Origin of the sequence: Pantoea sp. BJ2 (assembly GCF_040255075.1) — a bacterium.
In the GTDB taxonomy this organism is placed as follows: domain Bacteria; phylum Pseudomonadota; class Gammaproteobacteria; order Enterobacterales; family Enterobacteriaceae; genus Pantoea; species Pantoea leporis.
Map to the genome: position 1 here is coordinate 806,605 of NZ_CP158292.1, position 24,940 is coordinate 831,544.

Sequence of the window (24,940 nt, forward strand, 5' to 3'; positions counted from 1 at the left end):
AGTAATGGCTATCGAAATTAACGTACCGGACATCGGGGCAGACGAAGTTGAAGTCACCGAAATCCTGGTAAAGGTGGGCGACAAAGTTGAAGCTGAACAGTCGCTGATCACCGTGGAAGGCGATAAAGCCTCTATGGAAGTGCCTTCGCCACAGGCGGGCGTGGTTAAAGAGATCAAAATCTCGACCGGCGACAAAGTGGAAACCGGCAAACTGATCATGATCTTTGAAGCTGAAGGCGCCGCAGAAGCGGCGCCAGCGCCAGCCGAAGAGAAGAAAGCGGAAGCCGCTCCTGCTCCAGCTGCTGCCGCTGCTGCGGTCAGTAAAGAAGTCAACGTACCGGACATCGGCGGCGACGAAGTTGAAGTCACTGAGATCCTGGTGAAAGTGGGCGACACCGTAACGGCTGAGCAGTCGCTGATTACCGTTGAAGGCGACAAAGCCTCAATGGAAGTCCCGGCACCGTTCGCGGGCGTGGTGAAAGAGATCAAAATCTCCACCGGCGACAAAGTGAACACCGGTTCACTGATCATGGTGTTCGAAGCAGAAGGCGCAGCGCCGGCGGCTGCTCCAGCAGCTAAACAGGAAGCGGCTCCAGCAGCAGCACCTGCGGCTTCTGGCGCTAAAGACGTCAACGTCCCAGACATTGGTGGCGACGAAGTTGAAGTCACCGAGATCCTGGTGAAAGTGGGCGACAAAGTCGCTGCTGAGCAATCCCTGATCGTGGTTGAAGGCGACAAAGCCTCAATGGAAGTGCCTGCACCGTTCGCCGGTACCGTGAAAGAGTTGAAAGTGGCGACTGGCGATAAAGTCAGCACCGGTAAACTGATCATGGTGTTCGAAGTGGAAGGCGCGGCACCGGCTGCGGCGCCTGCGGCTAAGCAGGAAGCGGCTCCAGCGGCAGAAGCCGCGAAACCGGCAGCGGCCCCAGCAGCAGCGAAAGCGGATGCGAAAGGCGAGTTCGCTGAGAACGATGCTTACGTACACGCGACGCCGGTGATTCGTCGTCTGGCGCGCGAGTTCGGTGTCAACCTGGCGAAAGTCAAAGGCACTGGCCGTAAAGGTCGCATCCTGAAAGAAGACGTGCAGACTTACGTCAAAGACGCGGTGAAACGCGCTGAAGCGGCTCCGGCTGCAGCAGCCAGTGGCGGAAGCCTGCCAGGTCTGTTGCCTTGGCCGAAAGTGGACTTCAGCAAGTTTGGCGAAATCGAAGAAGTTGAACTGGGTCGCATCCAGAAAATCTCCGGTGCCAACCTGAGCCGTAACTGGGTGGTGATCCCGCACGTTACACACTTCGACAAAACCGATATCACCGATCTTGAAGCGTTCCGCAAACAGCAGAATGCCGAAGCAGAGAAACGCAAACTGGATGTGAAATTCACGCCAGTGGTGTTCATCATGAAAGCCGTTGCCGCTGCTCTTGAGCAGATGCCACGCTTCAACAGTTCACTGTCTGAAGATGCACAGAAACTGACGCTGAAGAAATACATCAACATCGGTGTGGCGGTTGATACGCCAAACGGTCTGGTGGTTCCAGTGTTCAAAGATGTGAACAAGAAAGGCATCACTGAACTGTCCCGCGAGCTGATGGCGATTTCCAAGAAAGCGCGTGATGGCAAACTGACTGCCGGCGACATGCAGGGCGGTTGCTTCACCATCTCCAGCCTTGGCGGCCTGGGCACCACGCACTTCGCGCCAATCGTCAACGCGCCGGAAGTGGCTATCCTCGGTGTTTCCAAGTCAGCGATGGAACCGGTGTGGAACGGTAAAGAGTTTGAGCCGCGTCTGATGATGCCGATCTCACTCTCCTTCGACCACCGCGTGATCGACGGTGCTGATGGTGCGCGCTTTATCACCATCATCAACAACACACTGTCCGACATTCGCCGTCTGGTGATGTGAAGTTAATCAAGGCCGGCGAAAGCCGGCCTTGTTGTAAGCATTCAATGTTGCCGCGGTTGGCAGTTTGTTAACAATTCTGTAAACTCTCGCGGTGAAATGTCCCGGCGGATATAGGGCATTAGAGCTTGGGAAAGGCTTTTTCCTGACTGCCGGTAATCAAACAAGAGGTCATGATGAGTACAGAGATTAAAACTCAAGTCGTGGTACTTGGGGCAGGTCCTGCAGGTTACTCTGCAGCCTTCCGTTGCGCTGATTTAGGTCTGGAAACCGTAATCGTTGAGCGTTACAGCACCCTCGGCGGTGTTTGTCTGAACGTAGGCTGTATCCCGTCAAAAGCGCTGCTGCACGTCGCCAAAGTGATCGACGAAGCAAAAGCCCTGGAAGAGCACGGTATCGTGTTTGGCCAGCCGCAAACTGACATCGACAAAATTCGTTCGTGGAAAGAGAAGGTGATCAACCAGCTCACTGGCGGCCTCGCGGGTATGGCGAAAGGTCGTAAAGTGAAAGTGGTGACTGGCCTCGGCAAATTCACCGGTGCTAACACGCTGGTGGTCGAAGGTGAAGGTGGCGCAACCACCATTAATTTCGATAACGCGATCATCGCGGCCGGTTCTCGTCCAATCGAACTGCCATTCATTCCGCACAACGATCCGCGCGTGTGGGACTCAACCGATGCGCTGGAACTGAAAGAAGTGCCGAAGCGTCTGCTGGTTATGGGCGGCGGCATCATCGGTCTGGAAATGGCCACCGTTTATAAAGCGCTGGGTTCAGAGATCGACGTGGTTGAGATGTTCGACCAGGTGATCCCGGCTGCCGATAAAGACGTAGTGAAAGTCTTTACCAAGCGTATCAGCAAGAAATTCAACCTGATGCTGGAAACCAAAGTGACCGCTGTTGAAGCGAAAGACGATGGTATCTACGTATCAATGGAAGGCAAAAAAGCGCCAGCTGACGCACAGCGTTATGATGCGGTGCTGGTGGCGATTGGTCGCGTACCGAACGGTAAAGGCCTTGATGCGGGTAAAGCAGGCGTGGAAGTGGACGATCGCGGCTTTATCCGCGTCGACAAGCAGATGCGCACCAACGTACCGCACATCTACGCTATCGGTGACATCGTGGGTCAGCCAATGCTGGCGCACAAAGGTGTGCACGAAGGCCACGTAGCGGCGGAAGTGATCTCGGGTCTGAAGCACTACTTCGACCCGAAAGTGATCCCATCCATTGCTTACACCGAGCCAGAAGTTGCCTGGGTGGGTCTGACCGAGAAAGAAGCCAAAGAGAAAGGCATCAGCTACGAAGTGTCCACCTTCCCGTGGGCAGCTTCAGGCCGTGCTATCGCGTCTGATTGTGCAGACGGCATGACTAAACTGATCTTCGACAAAGAGACTCACCGTGTTATCGGTGGTGCGATTGTCGGTACCAACGGCGGCGAGCTGCTGGGTGAAATCGGTCTGGCGATTGAAATGGGCTGTGATGCCGAAGATATCGCTCTGACCATTCACGCGCACCCAACGCTGCATGAGTCTGTCGGCCTGGCTGCCGAAGTGTTCGAAGGTAGCATCACGGACCTGCCGAACCCTAAAGCGAAAAAGAAATAAGTTTGCGCTTTGAATAAATTAACGGCTCCTTTAAGGAGCCGTTTTTTATTAGTGGTTCTATTTACATAAACAAATAAAAAAGGCGCGAGAGCTAACACATGCGCAATGCCGGAATAGCGGGAGCGAACTCCCGCTAGTGAAGTTTTACTGTTGTGCTTCGTAAGCCATAACAGCCGATAATTCAGCAGTGAATATCCGTAATCGTAATTCACAGAGTGAACTGCGATTAACCAGACACAATCCTAATAGAATGAGTCCGCTGATAATCAGCTTGCTGAATATAGACTTCATAGTCACGTTCCTCTTGATTTAGCACGAGCAAGCGACTACCCTGACATTGTCTAGGTGTTAGGGTGTTAAGTCGCTCACCCGTGTGGTTAATGAAAATTAATCTCACGGGTTCACTCTCCACAACCTACCCCAATCTTTTCAGCTTGAAGCAAGTTGCCTCAAGCGCCCGCAGGCAGTGTACGCCAAACTTTTTATATTTCACCTTAATTATAAAATTATTTATGATTGATGGATTCATATATTACTTAACCATTTAAATAGATCGAGTAATGGGTGTTTTTAATTATCTATTAATTTCTTTAAGCCAATCAATAAAATGCCTTAGCGGAGCAGAAAGATATTTACGGCTCGGATAGTAGAGCCAGAATCCTTCTTCTACCTGAGTGAAGTCCGCCAGTATTTCTACTAAGTCACCGCGAATTAAATCTTCCCGCACCGTACCTTGATGCAGAAAGGCAATGCCTACGCCCGCACGGGCTGCGTGTAATATCCGCTCATTGTTATCCAGCACCAGCGACCCTTTCACCGCCACTTCCTGTTTGCGGCCATCCTGCCAGAATTCCCAGCGATAACGTCGTCCACTGGGAAAGCGTCTTTCAATGCAGGGATATTGCAACAGTTCAGCAGGCTGATGCGGTACGCCATGCTGTGCAATAAAAGCCGGGCTTGCCACCGCCAGCGCCCTCATTGGTGCGCCAAATGGCACCGCCACCATATCCTGGGCCAGCACATCGCCGTAGCGTACGCCGGCATCAAATCCGGCCTCTACGATATCCAGCAGTGAATCGTTGCTGTCGATCTCCAGTGTGATCTCGGGATAGCGCAGCAAGAAAGGCAAAATGAGCGTATCGAAGAACAGCGCTTCCGCCGAGCGCGGCATGCTAATGCGCAATACGCCGCGTGGATCGTTGCGCCAGTCGTTGAGCTCATCCACCGCTTGCGACAAATCGGCAAGCGCAGGCTGAATGCGCTGTAAAAAGCGTTCACCGGCTTCAGTCAGCGCCACTTTGCGCGTAGTGCGATTGAGCAGCCGCACCCCTAAACGCGCTTCGAAATGGCGCATCGCGTGGCTCAGGCTGGAAGGCGTGACGTTGCGCTCCTCCGCTGCTTTGCGAAAGCTCAGATGCTGCGCGATGGCAGCAAACATCTCCAGTTCCTGCATAGACGCACGGTATTTATTCATTGCTGAGTTTTACTCACTAAATCGGCAAGAATGCCTCAATTGTTGCCGTGATTGCTGAGGTTTATAACATTAACACCAACAGCGAAGAGGATTAAACAATGCAACAACGTCAATTAGGCAATCAGGGACTAGTGGTGTCGGCGCTGGGATTAGGCTGCATGGGCATGAGCTTCGCCTATGGGCAAAATGATGAGAAACAGGCGCTGAACACGCTGGCGCGGGCATTTGAGCTGGGGGTCGATTTTCTCGATAGCGCCGAAGTATATGGTCCATTCACCAACGAGAGCTTATTGGCAAAAGCAATAAAAGGGCGCAGCGATATCAAAGTCGCCACCAAGTTTGGTTTTCGCATTACCGATCAGGGCGAAGGCTGGCAGCGGATTACCGGGGTGAATAGCGATCCGGCGCATATTCGTCATGCGGTCGAAGGTTCCTTGCAGCGTCTTGGTGTGGAAACTATCGAACTGCTCTATCAGCATCGTCTCGATCCGGCGGTGCCAATCGAGGACGTGGTGGGCGTGATGGCCGATCTGGTGCGGGAAGGGAAGGTGAAATATCTCGGCTTGTCTGAGGTATCATCCGCCACCTTGCGGCGCGCGCATGCGGTGCATCCGATTTCGGCGCTGCAAAGTGAATATTCGCTGTGGTCACGCGATCCGGAGCAAGATGTCCTCGCCACATGTAGTGAACTGAACGTCGGTTTTGTGCCTTACAGCCCGCTGGGACGCGGCTTTCTGACCGGCAAATTCCCGGCTGCCGCCACCTTAGCGGAAGATGATTTCCGTCGTTCGCTACCGCGCTTTCAGCAGGGTGCGCAGGCTCATAACCAGAAGTTAGTAAATCAACTTACCGAGATGGCTACAAGTTATGACGCGACGGCTGCCCAGCTAGCGTTAGCGTGGGTGCTGGCAAAAGGCGAGTTTATTGTGCCGATTCCCGGTGCCAGCAAAATCGCCCATCTGGAACAGAACTGTGCCGCCGCCGATTTAGCATTACGTCATGCGGATGTCGCCACGCTGGACGAGTGGTTTAGCGAGAAAAATATTCTGGGCGAACGCTATAACCACAGCGAATTTGTGCTGGTTGATCGTTAACACTCATCTCCGTACATGAGAACAAGCAGGCTTTCATAGCCTGCTTTTTTATGTGATCCCGCTCAATTTGCAGATGAAGCTGCTAAAAAACGCACGAATGTTGCTTTTTTGTAAACAGATTAACAATCAGGCGAAATGCTGCTATGCTGCCCCACGCGGAACCGGGCACCTCACCCTACTGTTCGACAGCATCAAGGGGTGCACCGGAAAGCTATACAATGAGAGCGAGGAGAACGTCGTGCTAGAAGAATACCGTAAGCACGTTGCCGAGCGTGCTGCCCAGGGAATCGTACCTAAGCCGTTAGATGCTTCCCAAATGGCCGCGCTGGTTGAACTGCTGAAAAACCCGCCAGCGGGTGAAGAAGAATTCCTGACCGACCTGTTGGTCAACCGTGTCCCACCAGGTGTTGATGAAGCGGCGTACGTAAAAGCCGGTTTCCTGGCAGCTGTCACTAAGGGCGAAGCCCACTCTCCTCTGGTTACTCGCGAAAAAGCCGTTGAGCTGCTGGGCACCATGCAGGGCGGTTATAACATCCATGCGCTGATTGAAGCGTTAGAAGATGAAGCCTTAGCGCCGATTGCTGCCGAAGCCCTGTCTCACACGCTGCTGATGTTCGATAACTTCTACGATGTCGAAGAGAAAGCCAAAGCGGGTAACCCACACGCGAAAAAAATTATCCAGTCCTGGGCCGATGCCGAATGGTTCCTGAAGCGTCCAAAACTGGCTGAAAAAATCACCACCACCGTGTTCAAAGTGACCGGCGAAACCAACACCGACGACCTCTCTCCGGCGCCGGATGCATGGTCACGTCCGGATATTCCACTGCACGCGCTGGCAATGCTGAAGAACGCCCGTGAAGGCATCGAACCCGACGATGCGGGTAACATTGGCCCGATCAAACAGATCGAAGCACTGCAGACTAAAGGCTTCCCGCTAACCTACGTCGGTGACGTGGTCGGTACCGGTTCTTCGCGTAAATCCGCCACCAACTCGGTGCTGTGGTTTATGGGCGATGATATCCCTTACGTGCCGAACAAAAAGGGCGGCGGTCTGTGCCTCGGCGGTAAAATCGCTCCTATCTTCTTCAACACCATGGAAGATGCGGGCGCCTTGCCGATCGAGCTCGACGTTGATCGTCTGAACATGGGCGATGTCATTGACGTTTACCCGTACAAAGGCGAAGTGCGCAATCACGAAACCGACGAATTGTTGGCGACCTTTGAGCTGAAAACCGACGTGCTGCTGGACGAAGTCCGTGCTGGCGGTCGTATTCCGCTGATCATCGGTCGCGGCCTGACCACCAAAGCGCGCGAATCGCTGGGTCTGCCGCATAGCGATGTGTTCGTGCAAGCCAAAGATGTGGCTGTTAGCACCCGCGGTTACTCGCTGGCGCAGAAAATGGTCGGCCGCGCGTGCGGCGTAGAGGGGGTCCGCCCGGGCTCATACTGCGAACCAAAAATGACCTCAGTGGGTTCACAGGACACCACCGGTCCAATGACCCGTGATGAACTGAAAGACCTGGCGTGCCTCGGCTTCTCCGCTGACCTGGTGATGCAGTCATTCTGCCACACCGCCGCCTATCCGAAGCCGGTTGACGTGACCACGCACCATACGCTGCCAGACTTCATCATGAACCGTGGCGGCGTGTCGCTGCGTCCGGGCGATGGCGTTATCCACAGCTGGCTGAACCGTATGCTGCTGCCAGATACCGTTGGTACCGGCGGTGACTCACACACCCGTTTCCCAATCGGTATTTCCTTCCCGGCAGGTTCTGGTCTGGTGGCGTTTGCTGCTGCGACGGGCGTGATGCCGCTGGATATGCCGGAATCGGTGCTGGTGCGCTTCAAAGGCGAAATGCAGCCGGGTATCACCCTGCGCGATCTGGTACACGCCATTCCGCTGTATGCGATCAAAGCTGGCTTGCTGACCGTTGAGAAGAAAGGGAAGAAAAACATCTTCTCTGGCCGCGTGCTGGAAATCGAAGGTCTACCGAAACTGAAAGTTGAGCAGGCATTTGAGCTGACCGATGCCTCGGCTGAGCGTTCTGCTGCCGGCTGTACCATCAAGCTGGATAAAGAGCCGATCATCGAGTATCTCAACTCGAACATCGTGCTGCTGAAGTGGATGATCTCGGAAGGCTACGGCGATCGTCGTACGCTGGAGCGCCGCATTGAAGGCATGCAGAAATGGCTGGCCGATCCGCAACTGCTGGAAGGCGATGCGGATGCTGAGTACGCGGCGGTGATCGATATCGATCTGGCCGAGATCAAAGAGCCAATTCTGTGCGCACCGAACGATCCAGACGACGCGCGTTGGTTGTCTGACGTGCAGGGCGAGAAGATTGACGAAGTGTTCATCGGTTCGTGCATGACCAACATCGGTCACTTCCGCGCGGCCGGTAAGCTGCTGGATGCCCATAAAGGCCAGCTGCCAACCCGTCTGTGGGTTGCGCCGCCAACCAAAATGGACGCCGCCCAGCTGACCGAAGAGGGCTATTACAGCGTCTTTGGTAAGAGCGGTGCGCGTATCGAGATTCCGGGCTGTTCACTGTGCATGGGTAACCAGGCGCGTGTGGCTGACGGCGCGACGGTGGTTTCCACCTCAACCCGTAACTTCCCGAACCGTCTGGGTACCGGCGCGAACGTCTTCCTGGCGTCAGCAGAGCTGGCGGCGGTCGCTTCGCTGCTTGGCAAGCTGCCAACGCCGGACGAGTATCAGCAGTTCATGCTGCAGGTTGATAAGACCGCGGCTGACACGTATCGCTACCTCAACTTTGATCAGCTGGGACAATACACTGACAAAGCCGACACAGTGATCTTCCAGACTGCCGTTTAATCGGTTATCGGGATGAACAAGGGGACGATGAAAATCGTCCCTTTTTTTATGCCCTTTTTTCCGCTGACATCTCCAGGCATAATGCGAGCGCGATCCCACTTTATTCAGCGTGCTGCGCACAAAATGCACTAACACTGTGCTGCACAGCGCGTCATCAGTATGAGGCAATCATGGAATATGAATTTCTGCGTGATTTGACCGGTCAGGTCAAAGTGCGTATGTCGATGGACCACGAAGCGGTAGGGCACTGGTTCAACGAAGAGGTCAAAGACAATCTGCCGTTGCTGGATGAGGTTGAGGCCGCCGCCCAACAGGTGAAAGGCACCATCAATCAGTGGCAGCGTGTCGGGCATGAATACACGCTGTGGCTGGATGATGAAGAGGTGATGATTCGTGCCAACCAGCTGGCGCTGGAAGATGACGGCATGGAAGAGGGCATGACTTATTACGACGAAGAGAGCCTCTCTTTCTGTGGCGTCGACGATTTTCTCGCAGTGATTGCCGCTTATCGGCTGTTTATTGCCGGTAAATAGCTAAACAGTAAGGTCGCCATTGATGGCGACCCAGCCGATTACCGCGTCGCGCCACTTGCCACGGAATGCGCATGCGTCACCTGTTCCTCATCGACGATAGGTTCAACTTTACCCATCAGGAACAGATAGTTAAGAATGCCAATTACCACCAGCACCGCCGAGAACACCAGCGCCCAGGTAAAGTGACCGGTTGCGCCAACAATCGCGCCGGTTATGATTGGACCCACCGCGCCGCCCATGTTTGAAACGGTATTCTGCAGCCCCGCCACAATCGACACGCTGTTTTGCGGTGCCACATCGCCCGGCAAGGCCCACACTTGTGATGCCGCCACGGTGGTGCCGGATTTGGCGATACACAGCAGCAGCACGGTCATAAACACCGAATCGGTGAACGGGGCAAATCCGATACACAGCGCCATCAGCAGGCCGATGGTGAGAAACAGTTTGCGTGTAGCGGTCAGCGACAGCACTTTGTTATGCACCATCCGATCCGATGCCCAACCCGCCAGCACTTCAATCACCATGCCACAGATCAGCGGCAGCGCAGCCACCATCCCCATTTTGAGGAAATCCATGCCTTTATCTTTCACCAGATAGGTCGGCAACCAGGTAATAAAGAAATAGGAGGTGTAGTTGATGGTGAAAAAGCCAATGCACATTGCCCAGATATTGCGATAGCGCAGCAGCTTGTACCACTTCATCGGACGCACGCTTTTGTCGCCGTGCTTTTGCGTCTGACCATTACGGATGAAGCGCACTTCTTGCTGGCTTATCGACTTATGATCTTCCGGATTCTCGGCGTAGATAAAGTACCAGGCAATCACCCAGAACAAGCCCAGCGCGCCTATAGCGAGGAAGGTCAGACGCCAGTCGAACAGGGCGATCATAAAGACGATCAGCGGCATGGCCACCGCACCACCAAATTTGGAGGCACTGTCGAACAGGCCAGAAACCGTGGCGCGTTCGCGATCCGGGAACCAGCGCGCGGTAATGCCCGCGTTGCTGGGATAGGCGGCGGCTTCGCCGACGCCGAGTGCTAAACGCAGCGCCAGCAGCGATTTAAAGCCGGTCGCCAGTCCCATCGCCATGGTGGCGATCGACCACCACCCGACGGCGATACCAAGCCCTTTTTTCTGGCCGAAGCGATCGGCAAACCAGCCCGCCGGGATCTGCAACAGCGCATAAGACCAGAAGAACGCCGCCATGATGAAGCCCATCATTTCAGGATTGATATCGAGTTCTTTGATCAGATGCGGAGCCGCTGCCGAGAGAACGGTGCGGTCAATGTAGTTAATGGCGATGGCCAGCCACATCAGGCCAGCAATCCACCAACGGATACGACTCGAGCGCGCAGAGTTAGTCATAGTAATTATCCACTCGAAAAAGGTTACAGAGAAAGGTGGCGTGTTATTCCAGCCCGTTCATCACGTTGATTGGGCGTTCGCCCCGTTGTATGCACTGCACAATTTGCGTCACGCAGCGTTCACCAATCGCGCTGATCGCACCGTCGGTGTAACCGGCAATGTGCGAAGTGGGAATGAAGTTGCTGAGCGTAAACAGCGGATGCTCGGTCAGCGGTTCCTGCACAAACACGTCAGCCGCTGCTCCGGCGATCACGTTATCCAGCAGCGCCTGATAAAGATCCTGCTCATTCACTACGCCGCCGCGTGAGGCATTAATCAGGAAGGCATTTTTCTTCATGCGTTTGAGGCGCGCGGCATCAAACAGATTCTGCGTTTTGTCGGTAAGCGGCATGTGCAGAGTGATGAAATCGCTGGTTTCGGTCAGCTGATCCAGCGTGACGAAGTCGATGCCGTGTTCAGCAGCAAACGGCTCATCAGGATAAAAATCAAACGCGATCACCCGCATGTTGAAACCTCTGGCGCGCAGCGCGACCTGCTTGCCAATATTACCCAGCCCGATGATGCCCAGCGTTTTACCGTACACGTCGGTGGCAAAAATTCGCGGCCAGCTGCCCGCTCGGGTTTCGATGGCGGCTTGGGTGATCTGACGCGCGCTGTTAAGGATCAAAGCAAAGGCGAAATCAGCGACAGCATGTTTATTGGCATCCGGCACGTTGGTGACGTAAATCCCGCGTGCACGCGTGGCATCCAGATTGATGTTGTCGACGCCAACGCCGTGCTTACAGACGATTTTCAGTTGCGGTGCTAACGCCAGCAGCTCTTCGTTGATGTCGGTAAAAGCCACGATCAGCGCCACGGTGTCAGCCAGATGCGGCTGGAGTGCGCTCAGCGGCGCATCGGCGGGCAGCGTGATCAGCTCAAAACCGTGCTGTTGCAGCGTGGTTATCGGCGTCGCGTCATATTTTGCAAACGACGGTGAGGTACAGATGACTTTCATAATTCTTCCCGATGTTGAAAAAAACAGATAACAGCCGATGCCAGGGTCGCCATTGATGGCGATCTGGCTGGCTGCTCACCTGAAAATTACTGCAAATACTGATTCACAATCTGGCGGATTTTCTACTCTTCTTCGGCAGAGAAACTCACCGCGTAGCGGCTGTCACCAACCTCAAAACCAAGCAGCGTCACCGCTTTTTTCACTGCGGCGGGAGAGAAGCCGACGCTATACAGATCGGTGCGCAGACCGGTCACATTCTCTTGCGCCAGGCGCGAACCTTCGATATCGCCGGCATGGAAGCGCGCCCAAATCGCGTTGATCTCTTTAGGCGCCACGTTAGCAAGGCCAGAAATACATGCCGAACAGCCGTCGACAAAGCCCTGATGGATCAGCGAATCCGGGCCGTTCAGCACATCAAAACTGTTGATGCCTGCAGCCGCTTGCAGAAAGCCGCTCAGGCTCTCATAGCTGCCGGCGCTGTCTTTGATACCGATGATGTTTGGGTGTGCGGCCAGCGTGCGTACGGTTTCCGGTTGCAGCGTGTTGCCGGTGCGCGCCGGAATGTTGTAAAGGAACAGCGGCACGTCGATGGCGTCAGCCACCGCGCGATAGTGGGCAATCAGCTCTTCCTGCTTTAGCGGCACGAAATAGGGTGTGATGACCGAAACCGCATCCACGCCCAGCTTCGCCACTTGTTTCCCAAGGCGAATGGTTTCACGCGTGGAGATCTCGCCAATGTGCGCCACCACCGGTGCGCTGCCGTTCACTTCATCAACGCAGGTCTGCGTTACCGCCAGCTTCTCCTGTTCGTTCAGCACGAAGAATTCGCCGTTGGTGCCGCCGCAGAAGATACCGTTGCCGGCGCTTAACTGGCGTTGTACCTGCTCGCGCTGGGCGGCTGGGTTGAATGCGCCGTCGCGATCGAAGGTGGTGACGATGGCGGTTAATACGCCCTGAATTTTCTTACTCATGGTGTCCTCAATAATCCTTAGTAATTCAAAGCCGGAAACAGCGTCAGATAGACGTTTCGTACGTCATCGGCGCCCACTTTCATCGGTACATTCTTCATCAGGCGCTGCACGTCGAGCGCGGCTTCCACCAGATACGGCAGATGATCCGGGCCGATACCCAGCTCTTCCAGGCTGGCGGGCAGCTTCAGGCGCTTCACCAGTGCGGCAAAATACGCCACCAGCGCGTGGGATTTGGCTTCGTCGTCCAGCGTGATATCGGCATCCGGCAGCAGATCGTAAACCTGAGCGAATTTGCTCACCGCCGCCGGTCGTACAAAGCGCATGCAGGGCGCAAGGAGAATGGCGTTGGCGACACCGTGCGGCAGGTGATATTTGCCGCCCAGCGGATAAGACATGGCGTGCACCAGATGCGTACCGGCATGCGCAATGGACGCGCCACCATAATAAGATGCCCACAGCATATTCAGGCGCGCTTCGAGATTGTCGGGTTCGGCGATAGTGGTTTCGAGGCTGGCAAACAGCTTTTTCATGCCGATCAGCGCATAGTTATCGCTCACCGGGTTCGCCACGGTCGCGGTAAAGCACTCAATCAAATGGCACAGCGCATCGATACCGGTGGAAGAGGCGATGTGCGGTGGCATGCTGGTGGTGAGTTCTGGCACCAGCGCGACATAATCTGGCAGCATCACTGGCGTGATAATGCCGACTTTGGTCTCTTTCTCGGGGATCGCCAGAATCGCGTTGGGCGTGGCTTCCGAGCCAGTACCTGCGGTGGTCGGAATCAGTAGCGAAGTGGTGCGCGTGTGCGGCTTCTCACCAGCCAGTAACGCCTCCAGTGTCGGCGCATCTTCGACACACAGAATCGACAGCAGCTTAGCGACATCCAGTACGCTGCCACCGCCGATGCCAATCACCAGATCCACATCGGTGCTCGGCAGCGCGGCGACAATGGCCGCCACATCGTGCTGGCTAGGCTCTGGCGGCACCGTGTTGACGATGCTCAGGCTGGCAATCTGCTGCGTGAGCTGGGCGATCAGCTTTTGTACCGCCGGAATGCCTTCAATATTCTTATCGGTCACCAGCAGCGCTTTGTCTTTACCTTGCAGTAAATAGCTGAGGTCATTAAGCGCCTGAAAGCCACTGATCACGGTGCTGTTGATATTCATCTCTTACCCTTACGTTTTTGCGCGGAATGATTGATTTTGCTCAGTCGGCGCGAGTTCCATCACTGCAGTGCCTAATTTTATAGGGCAAATTGATTTCGATTAATTTGATCTTGCTCACATATAATCAATCATGATTGAATATAATCATTGCGACCCGGCAGCGGCCGGAAGAGGAGAGAGCATGACTTCACAGCCATGGAAAACGCCAGTCTTAGTGATTGCCGATGACTTTACCGGCGCCAATGACGCGGGCAGCGGGCTGGCACAAGCCGGGGCGCGTGTGCATGTGCTGTTTGAGAGCAGCACGCCACACGACGCTGGTGCTGCCGATGTGCTGGTGATCAGCACCGATAGCCGTGCAACCAGCGCACAAGAAGCGGCCCAACGCACGCGAGCTGCCATTGAGCAACATCAGGCCATCGCTAACGACGGTTGGTTATTTAAGAAGATCGATTCCACGCTGCGCGGCAATCCCGGCGCGGAGATCGAAGCCGCGATGCAGGCCAGCGGTAAAACATTAGCCTTAGTGGTGCCGGCGGTGCCGAAGCTCGGACGCACCACGCGTGCGGGTGACGTGTGGATCCATCAGCAGCGTTTGATCGACAGCGAATTCGCCAGCGATCCCAAAACGCCGGTCACCAGCGGCCATGTGCTGACGTGTCTGCAGATGCAGAGCACATTGCCGGGTGAAACCCTCGATCTCGCCACGCTGCGCAGCGATCAACTGGCGCAGGTGCTGGCCAGCAAGCAAGGTTTGCTGGTGGTGGATATCGAGCAGGACGCCGACATTGCCTTGTTGATGGCCGCGGCAGCCACGCTGGAGACGCGTCCGTTGTTGGCCGGAGCGTCCGGGCTCAGCGATGCGCTCGGCGCGTTGCTGGCGGCACGTCAGTCGCGTCCGGTGCTGGCGGTGATCGGTTCGATGAGCGCCATTGCGCAGCAGCAGATTACACGCCTCGCTAGCCAGCGTGACATCCGCATTGTCGACATTGATATCCGTCAGCTGTTTGCCCAACCGGCCTGGCCGCAGGCTGAACGGTGGCAGCAAGAGATGCAGCAGGCGCTGCACGACGGCGCGCATTGCGTGGTACGCACTACCCAACATGCCGGGCAGCGTCATGAGATTGCGCAGTTGTGCCAACAGCATCAGGTTTCTCGTCAGCTATTGGGCGAACGCATCTGCCAGTTTCTCGCGCAGTTAACCCGTCGCGTGTGCCGCGAGGTGCAGCCTGCTGGGCTTTATCTCTCTGGCGGCGATGTGGCGATTGCCGTGGCACAGGCATCAGGTGCCCGCGGTTTTCAGATTCAGGGCCTTGTGGCGGGCTGCGTGCCGCACGGGGTTTTGCTTAACAGTGAATTACACCTGCCGGTGATGACCAAAGCAGGTGGCTTTGGTGATGAAAACACCCTGGTAGAAGCCATTCGTTTTATTGAGGAGAAGTCGAGTGAGTAAAATTATTGCGATTACCATGGGCGATCCGGCGGGCATCGGCCCGGAGATCATCATTAAAGCGCTGGCAGAAGGTGAGTTAGCGGGCGCGCCTGCCGTCGTGGTCGGTTGCGCTAACACGCTGCGTCGGGTGATGGGATTACATGTCACGCCGCAGGCTGAACTGCGCGTGCTCGACCAGGTCAAGGATGCGCATTTCGCGCCCGGCATGATCAACGTAATTGATGAGCCGCTGGCGGATGCCGCCGCGCTGCAGCCTGGCGTGGTGCAAAAAGCAGCAGGTGATTTGGCCTGGCGTTGCGTCAAACGCGCCACCGAACTGGCGCTGGCTGGCGACGTGCAGGCGATCGCCACCGCACCGTTAAATAAAGAGGCGCTGCACTCGGCGGGTCATATCTATCCCGGCCACACCGAACTGCTGGCGCAACTGACCAACACCAAAAATTACGCCATGGTGCTCTACACCGATAAGCTGAAAGTGATTCACGTCACCACGCATATTGCGCTGCGTAAGTTCCTCGATACCTTAAACGGCGAGCGCATTCAAACGGTGATCGGCATGGCCGACAGCTTCCTGCGCCGCGTCGGTTTCGACCAGCCGCGCATCGCGGTGGCAGGCGTTAATCCGCATGCCGGTGAAAACGGTCTGTTTGGTGATGAAGAGATCACCATCGTCGCGCCTGCCATTAACGCCATGAAAGCGCAGGGCATTGATGTCAGTGGCCCGTGTCCGCCCGATACCGTGTTCCTGCAGTGTCAGGAAGGACAGTACGATATGGTGGTAGCGATGTACCACGATCAAGGCCATATCCCGCTGAAATTACTAGGCTTTTACGATGGTGTTAACATCACTGCGGGCCTGCCGTTTATCCGCACCTCGGCGGACCACGGCACCGCGTTTGATATCGCCTGGACAGGTAAAGCGAACTCTGCGAGCATGGCGATCTCCATTAAACTCGCGATGCAGCTTGCATAGGGAAATATGAAGGGACAAAGCCGTCTCGACCAGATTATGGATTATCTGAAGAGCCATAATTTGGTCACTGTTGAACAACTGGTGAGCGCGATTTCTGCCTCGCCAGCGACGATCCGCCGCGATCTGATCAAGCTGGATAAAGAGGGCGTTATCAGCCGCAGCCACGGCGGCGTTACGCTGAATCGCTTTATCCCCAATCAGCCGACCACGCTGGAGAAGATGCAGCGTAATCTCGCCGAGAAGCAGGCCATCGCGCAGTTTGCCGCCAGCTACGTGCAGTCGGGTGATGCGGTGGTGCTGGATGCCGGCACCACCATGCTGGAGCTGGCGCGCCAGCTGACGCACCTCAAGCTGCGGGTCATCACCGCCGATCTGCATATCGCGCTATTTCTGTCGGAGTTTAAGCAAATCGAAACCACCATTATTGGTGGACGCATCGACGATTCCAGCCAGTCGTGCATTGGCGAACACGGTCGCCGTTTGCTGCGCAGCATCAATCCTGATATTGCCTTTGTCAGCTGCAACTCGTGGAGCATCGAACGCGGGATTACCACGCCAACCGAAGAGAAAGCCGGATTGAAGATGGATCTGCTGGCCAACGCGCGCCGCCGCGTTCTGCTGGCTGACAGCAGTAAATACGGTTCATGGTCGCTGTATTGCGCCGCGCCGATTGATAGCCTGACCGATGTGGTGACGGATGCACGTCTGGATGAAGCGGTGTGCCGCGACCTGCGCGAGCGGGGTATTGGATTGGAGTTGACGGTTTAGATTTAGATTGAGATTGTGCTGGCTGCCCCCCATCCCGGCCTTCCCCCGCCAGCGGGGGAAGGAGACGCTGCCACATGCAACTCTCGAACTGACATATTGCAGCATCTTCCTCCCCCACTTGTGGGGGAGGACCGAGGAGGGGGACAGCAAGCACCAACCTGCGGGCAATGATTACTTAACGTAAGCCAGCAAACTCAACGAATCGCGCGCCAGCGACTTACACTTCTTGTCGTTGGTAATGGCGATACCGCTCAAATCCTTGTAGCTCTCTTCGCCCAGCGACTTCATGTTGTAATTGCTGTAGTTGCTTAAATCCCAACGGTTCTGTTGGGCAAAAAACACCAGTGCTTTACGAATCTGTGCGTCCGGCAAATCCTGATAGCCACAATCGTTCTTGAGATAAACGAACACGGCGGTGAGGTCGGCCAGATCTTCTGCTTCGGATTCGCTCAGGGCAAAACTGGTGGAGGAGAAGCCAAGGAGTCCCGCCAGCAGCAGGATCTTGATGCTTTTCGTCATAATCATTCTCAACAAGGGACAATTTATTGACGTTAGCACAGTTATTGCCGCTATTCCGCTAAATTTGCCCTTTCGGGCCATTCCCACCCTTTTTATCAGTGCAATCTGTTTCAGGGCTTGACCCTCCCGCAGGGTAAAGGTTTACGCTGTGCCCTTATTCACGACAAGGATAAGAATATGCAACGTCGTCATTTTCTAAAGTTGACTGCCGCACTCAGCGCCGCCGGTGCGCTGCCGCTGTGGAGCCGCTCACTAATGGCCGCCACGCGCCCATTATTACCGATTCCCTCCATTTTGCAGCCTGATGCCCGCGGGCAATACACCTTGACCGCCATGACCGGTAGCAGCCAATGGAATGGCAAAGCGGTGCCTACCTGGGGATACAACGGTGGATTGCTCGGACCCGCGCTGCGTCTGCAACGCGAAAAAGCCGTCACGGTGAATATCCATAATCAACTGCCGGAAGCCACCACCTTGCACTGGCACGGGCTGGAGATCCCCGGCGATGTTGATGGCGGCCCGCAAGGGATTATTGCGCCCGGCGCGACGCGTCAGGTCAGTTTCACCCCCGATCAACCCGCCGCGACCTGCTGGTTCCATCCGCATCACCACGGCAAAACCGGTTATCAGGTGGCGCAAGGTCTGGCGGGTTTGGTGCTGCTGGAGGATGAAGCGTCCGGCAAGTTGCGTCTGCCGATGCAGTGGGGCGAAGACGATGTGCCGCTGATTTTCCAGGATAAGCAGCTAAATAAAGCGGGAACGCAAATCGATTATCAGCTCGATATCATGCGCGCCGCCGTCGGCTGGTTTGGCGACATGATGCTCACCAACGGCGTGCAATATCCGCAGCATGCGGTGCCACGCGGCTGGCTGCGTCTGCGTTTGCTTAACGGCTGTAACGCGCGTTCGCTGCATATCGCCACCAGCGATCAACGTCCGCTGTACGTAATTGGCAGCGACGGTGGGTTGCTGGCCGAGCCGGTGAAAGTGGATAGCTTGCCGCTGCTGCCGGGCGAGCGTTTTGAAGTGCTGGTGGATACGTCAGATGGCAAAGCCTTCGACGTGGTGACGCTGCCGGTGACGCAGATGGGCATGACGCTGGCGCCGTTTGACCAACCGCTGCCGCTGGTCAATATTCTGCCGCTGCGCGTGATGGCCAGCGGTACGCTGCCAGACAAGCTGGTGGATCTGCCGCCCATTCCAGCCACCGAAGGCCTGCAAAGCCGCTGGCTGCAGCTGATGATGGATCCGCAGCTTGATCAGCAAGGTATGCAGGCGCTGATGGAGCGTTATGGCGATAAAGCCATGGGCGGCATGAAAATGGATCATGGCAACATGGCGATGAGTGATAGCGCGAAGCCGATGGATCATGGCGATATGGCGATGGATCACGGCAGCCAAGGCAAAACTGCCGCCTATGATTTCCATAATGGCAACAAGATTAACGGTCAGGCATTTAACATGACCAAGCCGATGTTCAACGTGGAATTGGGCAAAGTGGAGAAGTGGACGATTTCCGGTGAAGGCGATCACATGCTGCATCCGTTCCACATTCACGGCACGCAGTTCCGCATCCTGTCAGAAAATGGCAAGCCGCCTGCGCCGCATCGCGCAGGCTGGAAAGACATGGTCAACGTTAACGGCTGGCGCAGCGAAGTGCTGGTGCGCTTCAACTATGTCGCTAACGCCGACAATGCGTACATGGCGCATTGCCATCTGCTGGAGCATGAAGATACCGGCATGATGCTCGGTTTTAGCGTCAGTTAACCGAAGCCTCCAGCGCCAGGCGAATATCCTCGATCAGGTCGTCAGGATGTTCGATACCAATCGACAAGCGCACGGTCGCATCGGTGATGCCAATACGCTGTCGCACATCCTGCGGCACGCCCGAATGGGTGGTGCTGGCAGGATGGCTGGCAAGCGATTCGGTGCCGCCGAGGCTCACCGCCAGCTTGAACAGTTCCAGCGTATTAAGGAAACGGAACGCCGCCGCTTGCCCGCCACGAATATCAAACGAGAAGGTTGAACCCGCGCCGCTACACTGGCGCTGATACGTTTTGCCCGCCGGACTTTCTGCCGCCAGATACGGCAGCCAATGCAGTTTTTCCACCTGCGGATGATCGCGTAAAAACGCCGCCACGTTTTCGGCATTGCTGGTGGCTTTCTCCATACGCAGCGACAGCGTTTCCAGCGAGCGGCCAATCATCCAGCTGGAGTGCGGATCCAGCTGCGTGCCGATGGCGCTGCGCAGCGAACGCACCTTGCCGACCAGCGCTTTGCTACCCAGCACCGCACCGGCAATCAGGTCCGAGTGGCCGCCGACATATTTGGTCAGTGAATAGAGCGACAAATCTGCGCCATGCTGCAACGGCTGTTGGAACACCGGCCCAAGCAGCGTGTTATCGCAGGCGAGAATCGGCCGCGAACCTTGCTGCTGCGCAATCACATCTGCCACCTGCTGCATCAACTGAATGTCTACCAGGCTGTTGGTGGGATTGGCGGGCGTCTCAATCAGGATCAACGCTACGCGTCCGCGCTGCCACGCCAGCTTCGCCGCTTCATGCACCTTATCTTCATCGGTGCCATCGCTGAAACCCACCGCTTTGATCTCCAAATCGTGCAGCGTTTTGCTCAGCAGCGTTTCGGTGCCGCCGTACAGCGGCTGGGAATGCAGAATCACTTCACCCGGACGCGCAAACGTCAGCAGCGTGGTGGCAATCGCCGACATCCCGGAAGAGAACAGCGCCGCGCTTTCCGCGCCTTCATACACCGCCAGCCGATCTTCTACGATTTCGCTGTTGGGATGGTTGAAGCGTGAATAGACCAGCCCACCAGTTTTGCCTTCCGGCGGCTGCTTGCGCCCGGCGACGAAATCGAAAAAGTCCTGCCCCTCTTCGGCGCTGTTAAACACGAAGGTGGAGGTGAGAAACACCGGCGGTTTCACCGCGCCTTCCGATAACTGCGGATCGTAACCGTAATTCAGCATCTGCGTTTCCGGGTGCAGCTCGCGCGTACCAATTTTGGTTTTTTTACTGGATGAAGCGGTCATAGGAACTCCAGAACTCGGCGGTAAAGGGGCGGACGTGTTCCTACAGTTAACGCCAGCGTGATAAATTTCGCCACGGAATCGTTTGCGTTCTGTGCGCGGCGTTAGACGCTGGCTCGTCTATGATAGACTTCGTGGCTTTCCAAAAACCGTAACTGGACGCATGCAATGAAACATACCGTCGACGTGATGATCTCCGAGCAAGAGATCGCAACCCGAATTGCCGAACTGGGCAAGCAGATCAACGAGCACTACCGCAACAGCGGCAGCGAAATGGTGCTGGTGGGTTTGCTGCGCGGCTCCTTTATGTTTATGGCCGATCTGTGCCGCGCCATCGACGTGCCGCATGAAGTCGACTTTATGACGGCGTCAAGCTACGGCAGCGGCATGTCGAGCAGCCGCGATGTGAAAATCCTCAAAGATCTCGATGAAGATATTCGCGGCAAGGATGTGCTGATCGTGGAAGACATCATCGATTCCGGCAATACGCTGAGCAAAGTGCGTGAAATCCTGCGCCTGCGCGAGCCAACGTCACTGGCGATTTGTACCTTGCTGGATAAGCCAGAGCGTCGTGAAGTGGACGTCACCGTCGAATTTGTTGGCTTTACCATTCCCGATGAGTTCGTGGTCGGCTTTGGTATCGATTACGCCCAGCGCTATCGCCATCTGCCGTATATCGGCAAAGTTATCCCGACCGGTGAATAACCGCACAATCGTCCAAGGCTAAACTTCCCCGCCTGCGATACACTGCGCAGCCCGTAAGCCAACGGTTTATGGGCTGGCTCGACTCTCTGCTAAACTCCATTGATTTCTTAATGTTAATGACCGCGACATCGCTCGTGCGCATTACCATTTTCATAGGCCTTTGATGTCTCTACAACAAGGTATGGATTCGCAATGACATATGCACTGGAAATTTCCGGGCTGACCAAAACCTATCCCGGCGGCGTACAGGCGCTGAAAGGACTCGATCTCAACGTGGAAGCGGGCGACTTTTACGCCCTGCTGGGGCCAAACGGCGCCGGTAAATCCACCACCATCGGTATTATCAGCTCGTTAGTGAATAAAACCGGCGGCAGCGTGCGCGTGTTTGGCTATGACCTGCAAAAAGATGTGGTCAACGCCAAGCGCCAGCTTGGGCTGGTGCCGCAGGAGTTCAACTTCAACCCGTTTGAAACCGTAATGCAGATTGTGGTCAATCAGGCTGGTTATTACGGTGTTGAACGCGCTGAAGCTAATAAACGCGCGGAAAAATACCTCAATCAGCTCGATCTGTGGGGCAAACGCAACGAACGTGCGCGCATGCTTTCGGGCGGTATGAAGCGCCGCCTGATGATCGCGCGTGCGCTGATGCATGAGCCGAAGCTGCTGATCCTCGATGAACCGACCGCCGGCGTAGATATCGAACTGCGCCGTTCGATGTGGAGTTTCCTGAAAGAGCTGAACATTAAAGGCACCACCATCATCCTCACCACGCACTATTTGGAAGAGGCGGAAATGCTGTGCCGCAATATCGGTATTATTCAGAGCGGCGAGCTGGTGGAGAACACCTCGATGAAAGGGTTGCTCTCCAAGCTGCAATCCGAAACCTTTATCCTCGATCTGGCGCCGCGTAGCCCGCTGCCGCAGCTGGAGGGCTTCCAGTATCGACTGGTCGATACCTCGACGCTGGAAGTGGAAGTGATGCGTGAGCAAGGTCTGAACAGCGTGTTCAGCCAGCTGAGCACGCAGGGCGTGCAGGTGCTGAGTATGCGTAACAAAGCTAACCGCCTTGAGGAGCTGTTCGTCAGCCTGACACAGGGAAAAACAGGAGTGAAAGCATGACGCACTTGTATTGGGTGGCGCTCAAGAGCATCTGGAGCAAAGAGATCAACCGCTTCGCCCGCATCTGGATTCAGACGCTGGTGCCGCCGGTGATCACCATGACGCTCTACTTCATTATCTTCGGCAATCTGATCGGCTCACGCATCGGCGATATGCACGGTTTCAGCTACATGCAGTTTATCGTGCCGGGCCTGATCATGATGGCGGTGATTACTAACGCTTACGCCAACGTGGCATCGTCGTTCTTTAGCGCCAAGTTCCAGCGCAACATTGAAGAGCTGCTGGTGGCGCCGGTGCCAACGCACATCATTATCGCCGGTTATGTCGGCGGCGGCGTGGCGCGCGGCGTGTGCGTGGGGATTTTGGTTACCGCGATTTCGTTGTTCTTCGTGCCGTTCCACGTGCATTCGTGGTCGATGGTGGCGCTGACGCTGTTGCTGACGGCGATTCTGTTCTCACTGGCGGGCCTGCTGAATGCGGTATTCGCGCGCACTTTTGACGATATCAGCCTGATTCCCACCTTCGTGCTGACGCCGTTAACCTATCTCGGCGGCGTATTCTACTCGCTGACGCTGCTGCCGCCGTTCTGGCAAGCGGTGTCGAAGCTGAATCCGGTGGTGTATATGATCAGCGGCTTCCGTTACGGTTTCCTCGGCATCAACGATGTGCCGCTGGTGTTCACGCTATCTGTGCTGATCGCCTTTATCGTGGTGTTTTATGTGCTGGTGTATTCGCTGATTCAGCGTGGGCGCGGGCTGCGGACCTAACCTGGCATAGCACCTCTGTCCCCTCCTTTGTAAAGGCCATTTTATGGCCTTTTTTTTCGTCCTGAGTTTGTCGCCTGTGGCATTAACACCTTCTTAACGGGTCAGGTTGAGATTGAGATATGTCTCAAACGCTGCCCTGTTTTGGCGCTTAAGACTGATGCTAACAGCCAATACCTTCTAAAGGTTGGACTTAAAATATTGAAGAAACTGGTCTTATTAAAATTTTAACCGCATCCGCTTTTCTCCTCGCTGCCTTATCCCGAAACGTCTTCCCTGATGTGACTTAATTTCCACAATAGATTGTCGTCATAAAAGGCTATCGGAACAGCATAAGACGTTTAGGCATTATGAAGCAGTTAACAGCAGTATTGAGCGCCATTCTTTTGGGCTTAATGGGGATTCATGCCGCGATGGCCAATATGAGCGTTTATCCCATGGTAATAAACCTGGATGAAAAGCGTAATGAAAACACGCCCATTCAAATCACCTCTAAAAGCGAGAATACCCAATATGTACGTGTGGTGGTTAAAGAGGTTATTCATCCTGCAACGCCAGAGGAACAAGAACGCGAAGTAAAAAGCTGGCAGGGTAAAAATATTGTGGTATCCCCGGTTAAGTTCGCTTTGCCTGCCGGAGCGAATAAACTCGTGCGGATTATAGCGCTGCAGCCGGTGAGTCATGAGCATGTTTACCGTATTTACTTTGAGCCGGTCGCCGCTTTAGACAGTGATGCACCGGCTGTGACCAATAAAATCAATGCTTCGATTGGCATGAGCTTAATTTGGGGTGTGCTGGTGCGCCAGCAACCATTAATCGCTCAGCCTGCCGTGGAATATGATCGACATAAACAGCAGTTGCATAATCGCGGTAATGTTCGCGTGATTCTGCAACGTTATAGTTATTGCAAAAAAGAGATGAAAGAGAATGCATGTCAATGGATCCAGGATCAACGCAGTGTCTATCCCGGTGAACGTTACACGCTGAAAAATCAGCCTAAGCATGGCGCTTTAAGGCTGGTATTTAAATTACAAGGAGAGGATCAAGAGAAAATAAGAGTCTTCCCTTGATTGTCCTGCGTAACGGCTAACATTAGCCAATTCAATAAAAGTGAATAAAGGAATAGGAAATGAAAGTGAAAGTACTCGCGGCAATGGCTTTAATGGGAGGCATGGCCTTCAATGCCTATGCGGTTGATCAGGATATTACCGTCACGGCATCCATTGATCCCATGATGACATTAATGATGGAAGATGGCTCAAATCTACCCTCAGCGATTGAAATGAAGTATCTGGCCGATATGAATAAATTGGCGCCAAAAATAATTAACACCCGCGTGCATACCAATGATGTTGAAAAAGACCTCAACATCAAACTGTATAACGCAGCGCAATTGACGCACACCCTGACGCCTGCAAACACCATTCCGCTGACGGTGAAATTTGATGGGAAAGCATTGACGACGGCTAACACTACTTTTACCGCGACCAGCCTGTTTTCAACGGCAAAAGGTGCCGGTGCGTCGCGTTCCATTCCTCTGGAAATCTCCAGCGGCAATGTTACGCCTGCAGCAGGTTTTTATACCGGTCTGGTAAGACTGGCAGTGGTGCAGGCACCTTAATGCTGTTGTGACAATCGTAATATTTCTGGCTTGAGATTT

General features: G+C 55.0%; 22 protein-coding genes. 14 read left to right on the forward strand and 8 right to left on the reverse strand.

Annotation, left to right across the window (positions count from 1 at the left end; translation table 11 throughout):
• The first annotated feature begins 4 nt into the window (after positions 1-4).
• Together aceF and lpdA are read left to right on the forward strand one after the other, a co-directional pair.
• Positions 5-1,900, forward strand: a complete 1,896-nt coding sequence (aceF, locus tag AAF463_RS03555; RefSeq protein WP_350261534.1) for a pyruvate dehydrogenase complex dihydrolipoyllysine-residue acetyltransferase — start codon at positions 5-7, stop codon at positions 1,898-1,900.
• A 173-nt stretch (positions 1,901-2,073) separates the two neighbouring features.
• Positions 2,074-3,498: a dihydrolipoyl dehydrogenase gene (gene lpdA, locus AAF463_RS03560; protein ID WP_008108560.1), complete on the forward strand. Its 1,425-nt coding sequence runs from the start codon at positions 2,074-2,076 to the stop codon at positions 3,496-3,498.
• 144 nt (positions 3,499-3,642) lie between these two features.
• On the opposite strand, the gene AAF463_RS03565 is transcribed toward lpdA, so the two are convergent.
• Together AAF463_RS03565 and AAF463_RS03570 are read right to left on the reverse strand one after the other, a co-directional pair.
• Positions 3,643-3,789, reverse strand: coding sequence for a Hok/Gef family protein (locus AAF463_RS03565; protein ID WP_137385164.1), 147 nt, complete (start codon positions 3,787-3,789; stop codon positions 3,643-3,645).
• Positions 3,790-4,072: 283 nt separating this feature from the next.
• Positions 4,073-4,972, reverse strand: coding sequence for a LysR family transcriptional regulator (locus AAF463_RS03570; protein ID WP_110867541.1), 900 nt, complete (start codon positions 4,970-4,972; stop codon positions 4,073-4,075).
• A 98-nt stretch (positions 4,973-5,070) separates the two neighbouring features.
• Between AAF463_RS03570 and AAF463_RS03575 the strand changes: the two genes are divergently transcribed.
• The 3 genes from AAF463_RS03575 (at position 5,071) to yacL (ending at position 9,435) form a co-directional block, all read left to right on the forward strand.
• Positions 5,071-6,066, forward strand: coding sequence for an aldo/keto reductase (locus tag AAF463_RS03575; protein ID WP_217549091.1), 996 nt, complete (start codon positions 5,071-5,073; stop codon positions 6,064-6,066).
• Between the two features lie 238 nt (positions 6,067-6,304).
• Positions 6,305-8,902 carry a bifunctional aconitate hydratase 2/2-methylisocitrate dehydratase gene (gene acnB, locus AAF463_RS03580; protein ID WP_101762089.1) on the forward strand — a complete coding sequence of 866 codons (2,598 nt, stop codon included), beginning with the start codon at positions 6,305-6,307 and terminating at the stop codon, positions 8,900-8,902.
• 170 nt (positions 8,903-9,072) lie between these two features.
• Complete coding sequence (yacL, locus tag AAF463_RS03585; protein ID WP_101762088.1) at positions 9,073-9,435, forward strand: protein YacL; 363 nt, start codon at positions 9,073-9,075, stop codon at positions 9,433-9,435.
• Positions 9,436-9,473: 38 nt separating this feature from the next.
• Here the strand turns inward: yacL and AAF463_RS03590 are convergent, their stop codons facing one another.
• The 4 genes from AAF463_RS03590 to AAF463_RS03605 all read right to left on the reverse strand — a co-directional run bounded on the left by AAF463_RS03590 (position 9,474) and on the right by AAF463_RS03605 (position 13,933).
• A complete protein-coding gene (locus AAF463_RS03590) occupies positions 9,474-10,799 on the reverse strand; it encodes an MFS transporter (protein ID WP_217549089.1) in 1,326 nt (441 codons plus the stop codon).
• A gap of 43 nt (positions 10,800-10,842) precedes the next feature.
• On the reverse strand, positions 10,843-11,796 hold the full coding sequence (locus tag AAF463_RS03595; RefSeq protein WP_350261535.1) for a phosphoglycerate dehydrogenase: 954 nt from the start codon (positions 11,794-11,796) through the stop codon (positions 10,843-10,845).
• Positions 11,797-11,918: 122 nt separating this feature from the next.
• Entirely contained in the window at positions 11,919-12,767 is an 849-nt protein-coding gene (locus tag AAF463_RS03600) for a dihydrodipicolinate synthase family protein (protein WP_350261536.1), read from the reverse strand.
• Positions 12,768-12,784: 17 nt separating this feature from the next.
• On the reverse strand, positions 12,785-13,933 hold the full coding sequence (locus AAF463_RS03605; protein ID WP_350261537.1) for an iron-containing alcohol dehydrogenase: 1,149 nt from the start codon (positions 13,931-13,933) through the stop codon (positions 12,785-12,787).
• A gap of 181 nt (positions 13,934-14,114) precedes the next feature.
• Here AAF463_RS03605 and AAF463_RS03610 point away from each other — a divergent pair, with 181 nt between their 5' ends.
• From AAF463_RS03610 to AAF463_RS03620, 3 genes are read left to right on the forward strand one after another with little or no spacing between them, the layout of a single operon-like run.
• The gene (locus AAF463_RS03610) at positions 14,115-15,386 is read left to right on the forward strand and encodes a four-carbon acid sugar kinase family protein (protein ID WP_350261538.1); all 1,272 of its coding nucleotides are present in this window, start codon (positions 14,115-14,117) and stop codon (positions 15,384-15,386) included.
• Positions 15,379-16,359, forward strand: coding sequence for a D-threonate 4-phosphate dehydrogenase (locus AAF463_RS03615; RefSeq protein ID WP_217549079.1), 981 nt, complete (start codon positions 15,379-15,381; stop codon positions 16,357-16,359). The genes AAF463_RS03610 and AAF463_RS03615 overlap by 8 nt, the downstream gene beginning before the upstream one ends.
• A 6-nt stretch (positions 16,360-16,365) precedes the next feature.
• Positions 16,366-17,127: a DeoR/GlpR family DNA-binding transcription regulator gene (locus AAF463_RS03620; protein ID WP_101762081.1), complete on the forward strand. Its 762-nt coding sequence runs from the start codon at positions 16,366-16,368 to the stop codon at positions 17,125-17,127.
• A gap of 171 nt (positions 17,128-17,298) precedes the next feature.
• On the opposite strand, the gene AAF463_RS03625 is transcribed toward AAF463_RS03620, so the two are convergent.
• Positions 17,299-17,646: a YacC family pilotin-like protein gene (locus tag AAF463_RS03625; protein ID WP_007888732.1), complete on the reverse strand. Its 348-nt coding sequence runs from the start codon at positions 17,644-17,646 to the stop codon at positions 17,299-17,301.
• 177 nt (positions 17,647-17,823) lie between these two features.
• On the opposite strand from AAF463_RS03625, the gene cueO reads away from it, so the two are divergent.
• Positions 17,824-19,413, forward strand: coding sequence for a multicopper oxidase CueO (cueO, locus tag AAF463_RS03630; protein WP_350261540.1), 1,590 nt, complete (start codon positions 17,824-17,826; stop codon positions 19,411-19,413).
• On the opposite strand, the gene AAF463_RS03635 is transcribed toward cueO, so the two are convergent.
• Positions 19,406-20,695 (reverse strand): cystathionine gamma-synthase family protein, encoded by a 1,290-nt coding sequence (locus AAF463_RS03635; RefSeq protein WP_350261541.1) that lies wholly within the window; start codon positions 20,693-20,695, stop codon positions 19,406-19,408. The two genes, cueO and AAF463_RS03635, sit on opposite strands and share 8 nt — an antisense overlap.
• A gap of 165 nt (positions 20,696-20,860) precedes the next feature.
• Between AAF463_RS03635 and hpt the strand changes: the two genes are divergently transcribed.
• The 5 genes from hpt to AAF463_RS03660 all read left to right on the forward strand — a co-directional run bounded on the left by hpt (position 20,861) and on the right by AAF463_RS03660 (position 24,901).
• On the forward strand, positions 20,861-21,397 hold the full coding sequence (gene hpt, locus AAF463_RS03640) for a hypoxanthine phosphoribosyltransferase (protein ID WP_350261542.1): 537 nt from the start codon (positions 20,861-20,863) through the stop codon (positions 21,395-21,397).
• Between the two features lie 192 nt (positions 21,398-21,589).
• Positions 21,590-22,516, forward strand: coding sequence for an ABC transporter ATP-binding protein (locus tag AAF463_RS03645; RefSeq protein ID WP_101762077.1), 927 nt, complete (start codon positions 21,590-21,592; stop codon positions 22,514-22,516).
• A complete protein-coding gene (locus tag AAF463_RS03650; protein WP_101762076.1) occupies positions 22,513-23,283 on the forward strand; it encodes an ABC transporter permease in 771 nt (256 codons plus the stop codon). Before AAF463_RS03645 ends, AAF463_RS03650 begins: the two co-directional genes overlap by 4 nt.
• Before the next feature lie 347 nt (positions 23,284-23,630).
• Positions 23,631-24,350 (forward strand): fimbrial protein, encoded by a 720-nt coding sequence (locus tag AAF463_RS03655; protein WP_350261543.1) that lies wholly within the window; start codon positions 23,631-23,633, stop codon positions 24,348-24,350.
• A gap of 59 nt (positions 24,351-24,409) precedes the next feature.
• The gene (locus AAF463_RS03660; protein WP_350261544.1) at positions 24,410-24,901 is read left to right on the forward strand and encodes a CS1 type fimbrial major subunit; all 492 of its coding nucleotides are present in this window, start codon (positions 24,410-24,412) and stop codon (positions 24,899-24,901) included.
• Positions 24,902-24,940: the final 39 nt, after the last annotated feature.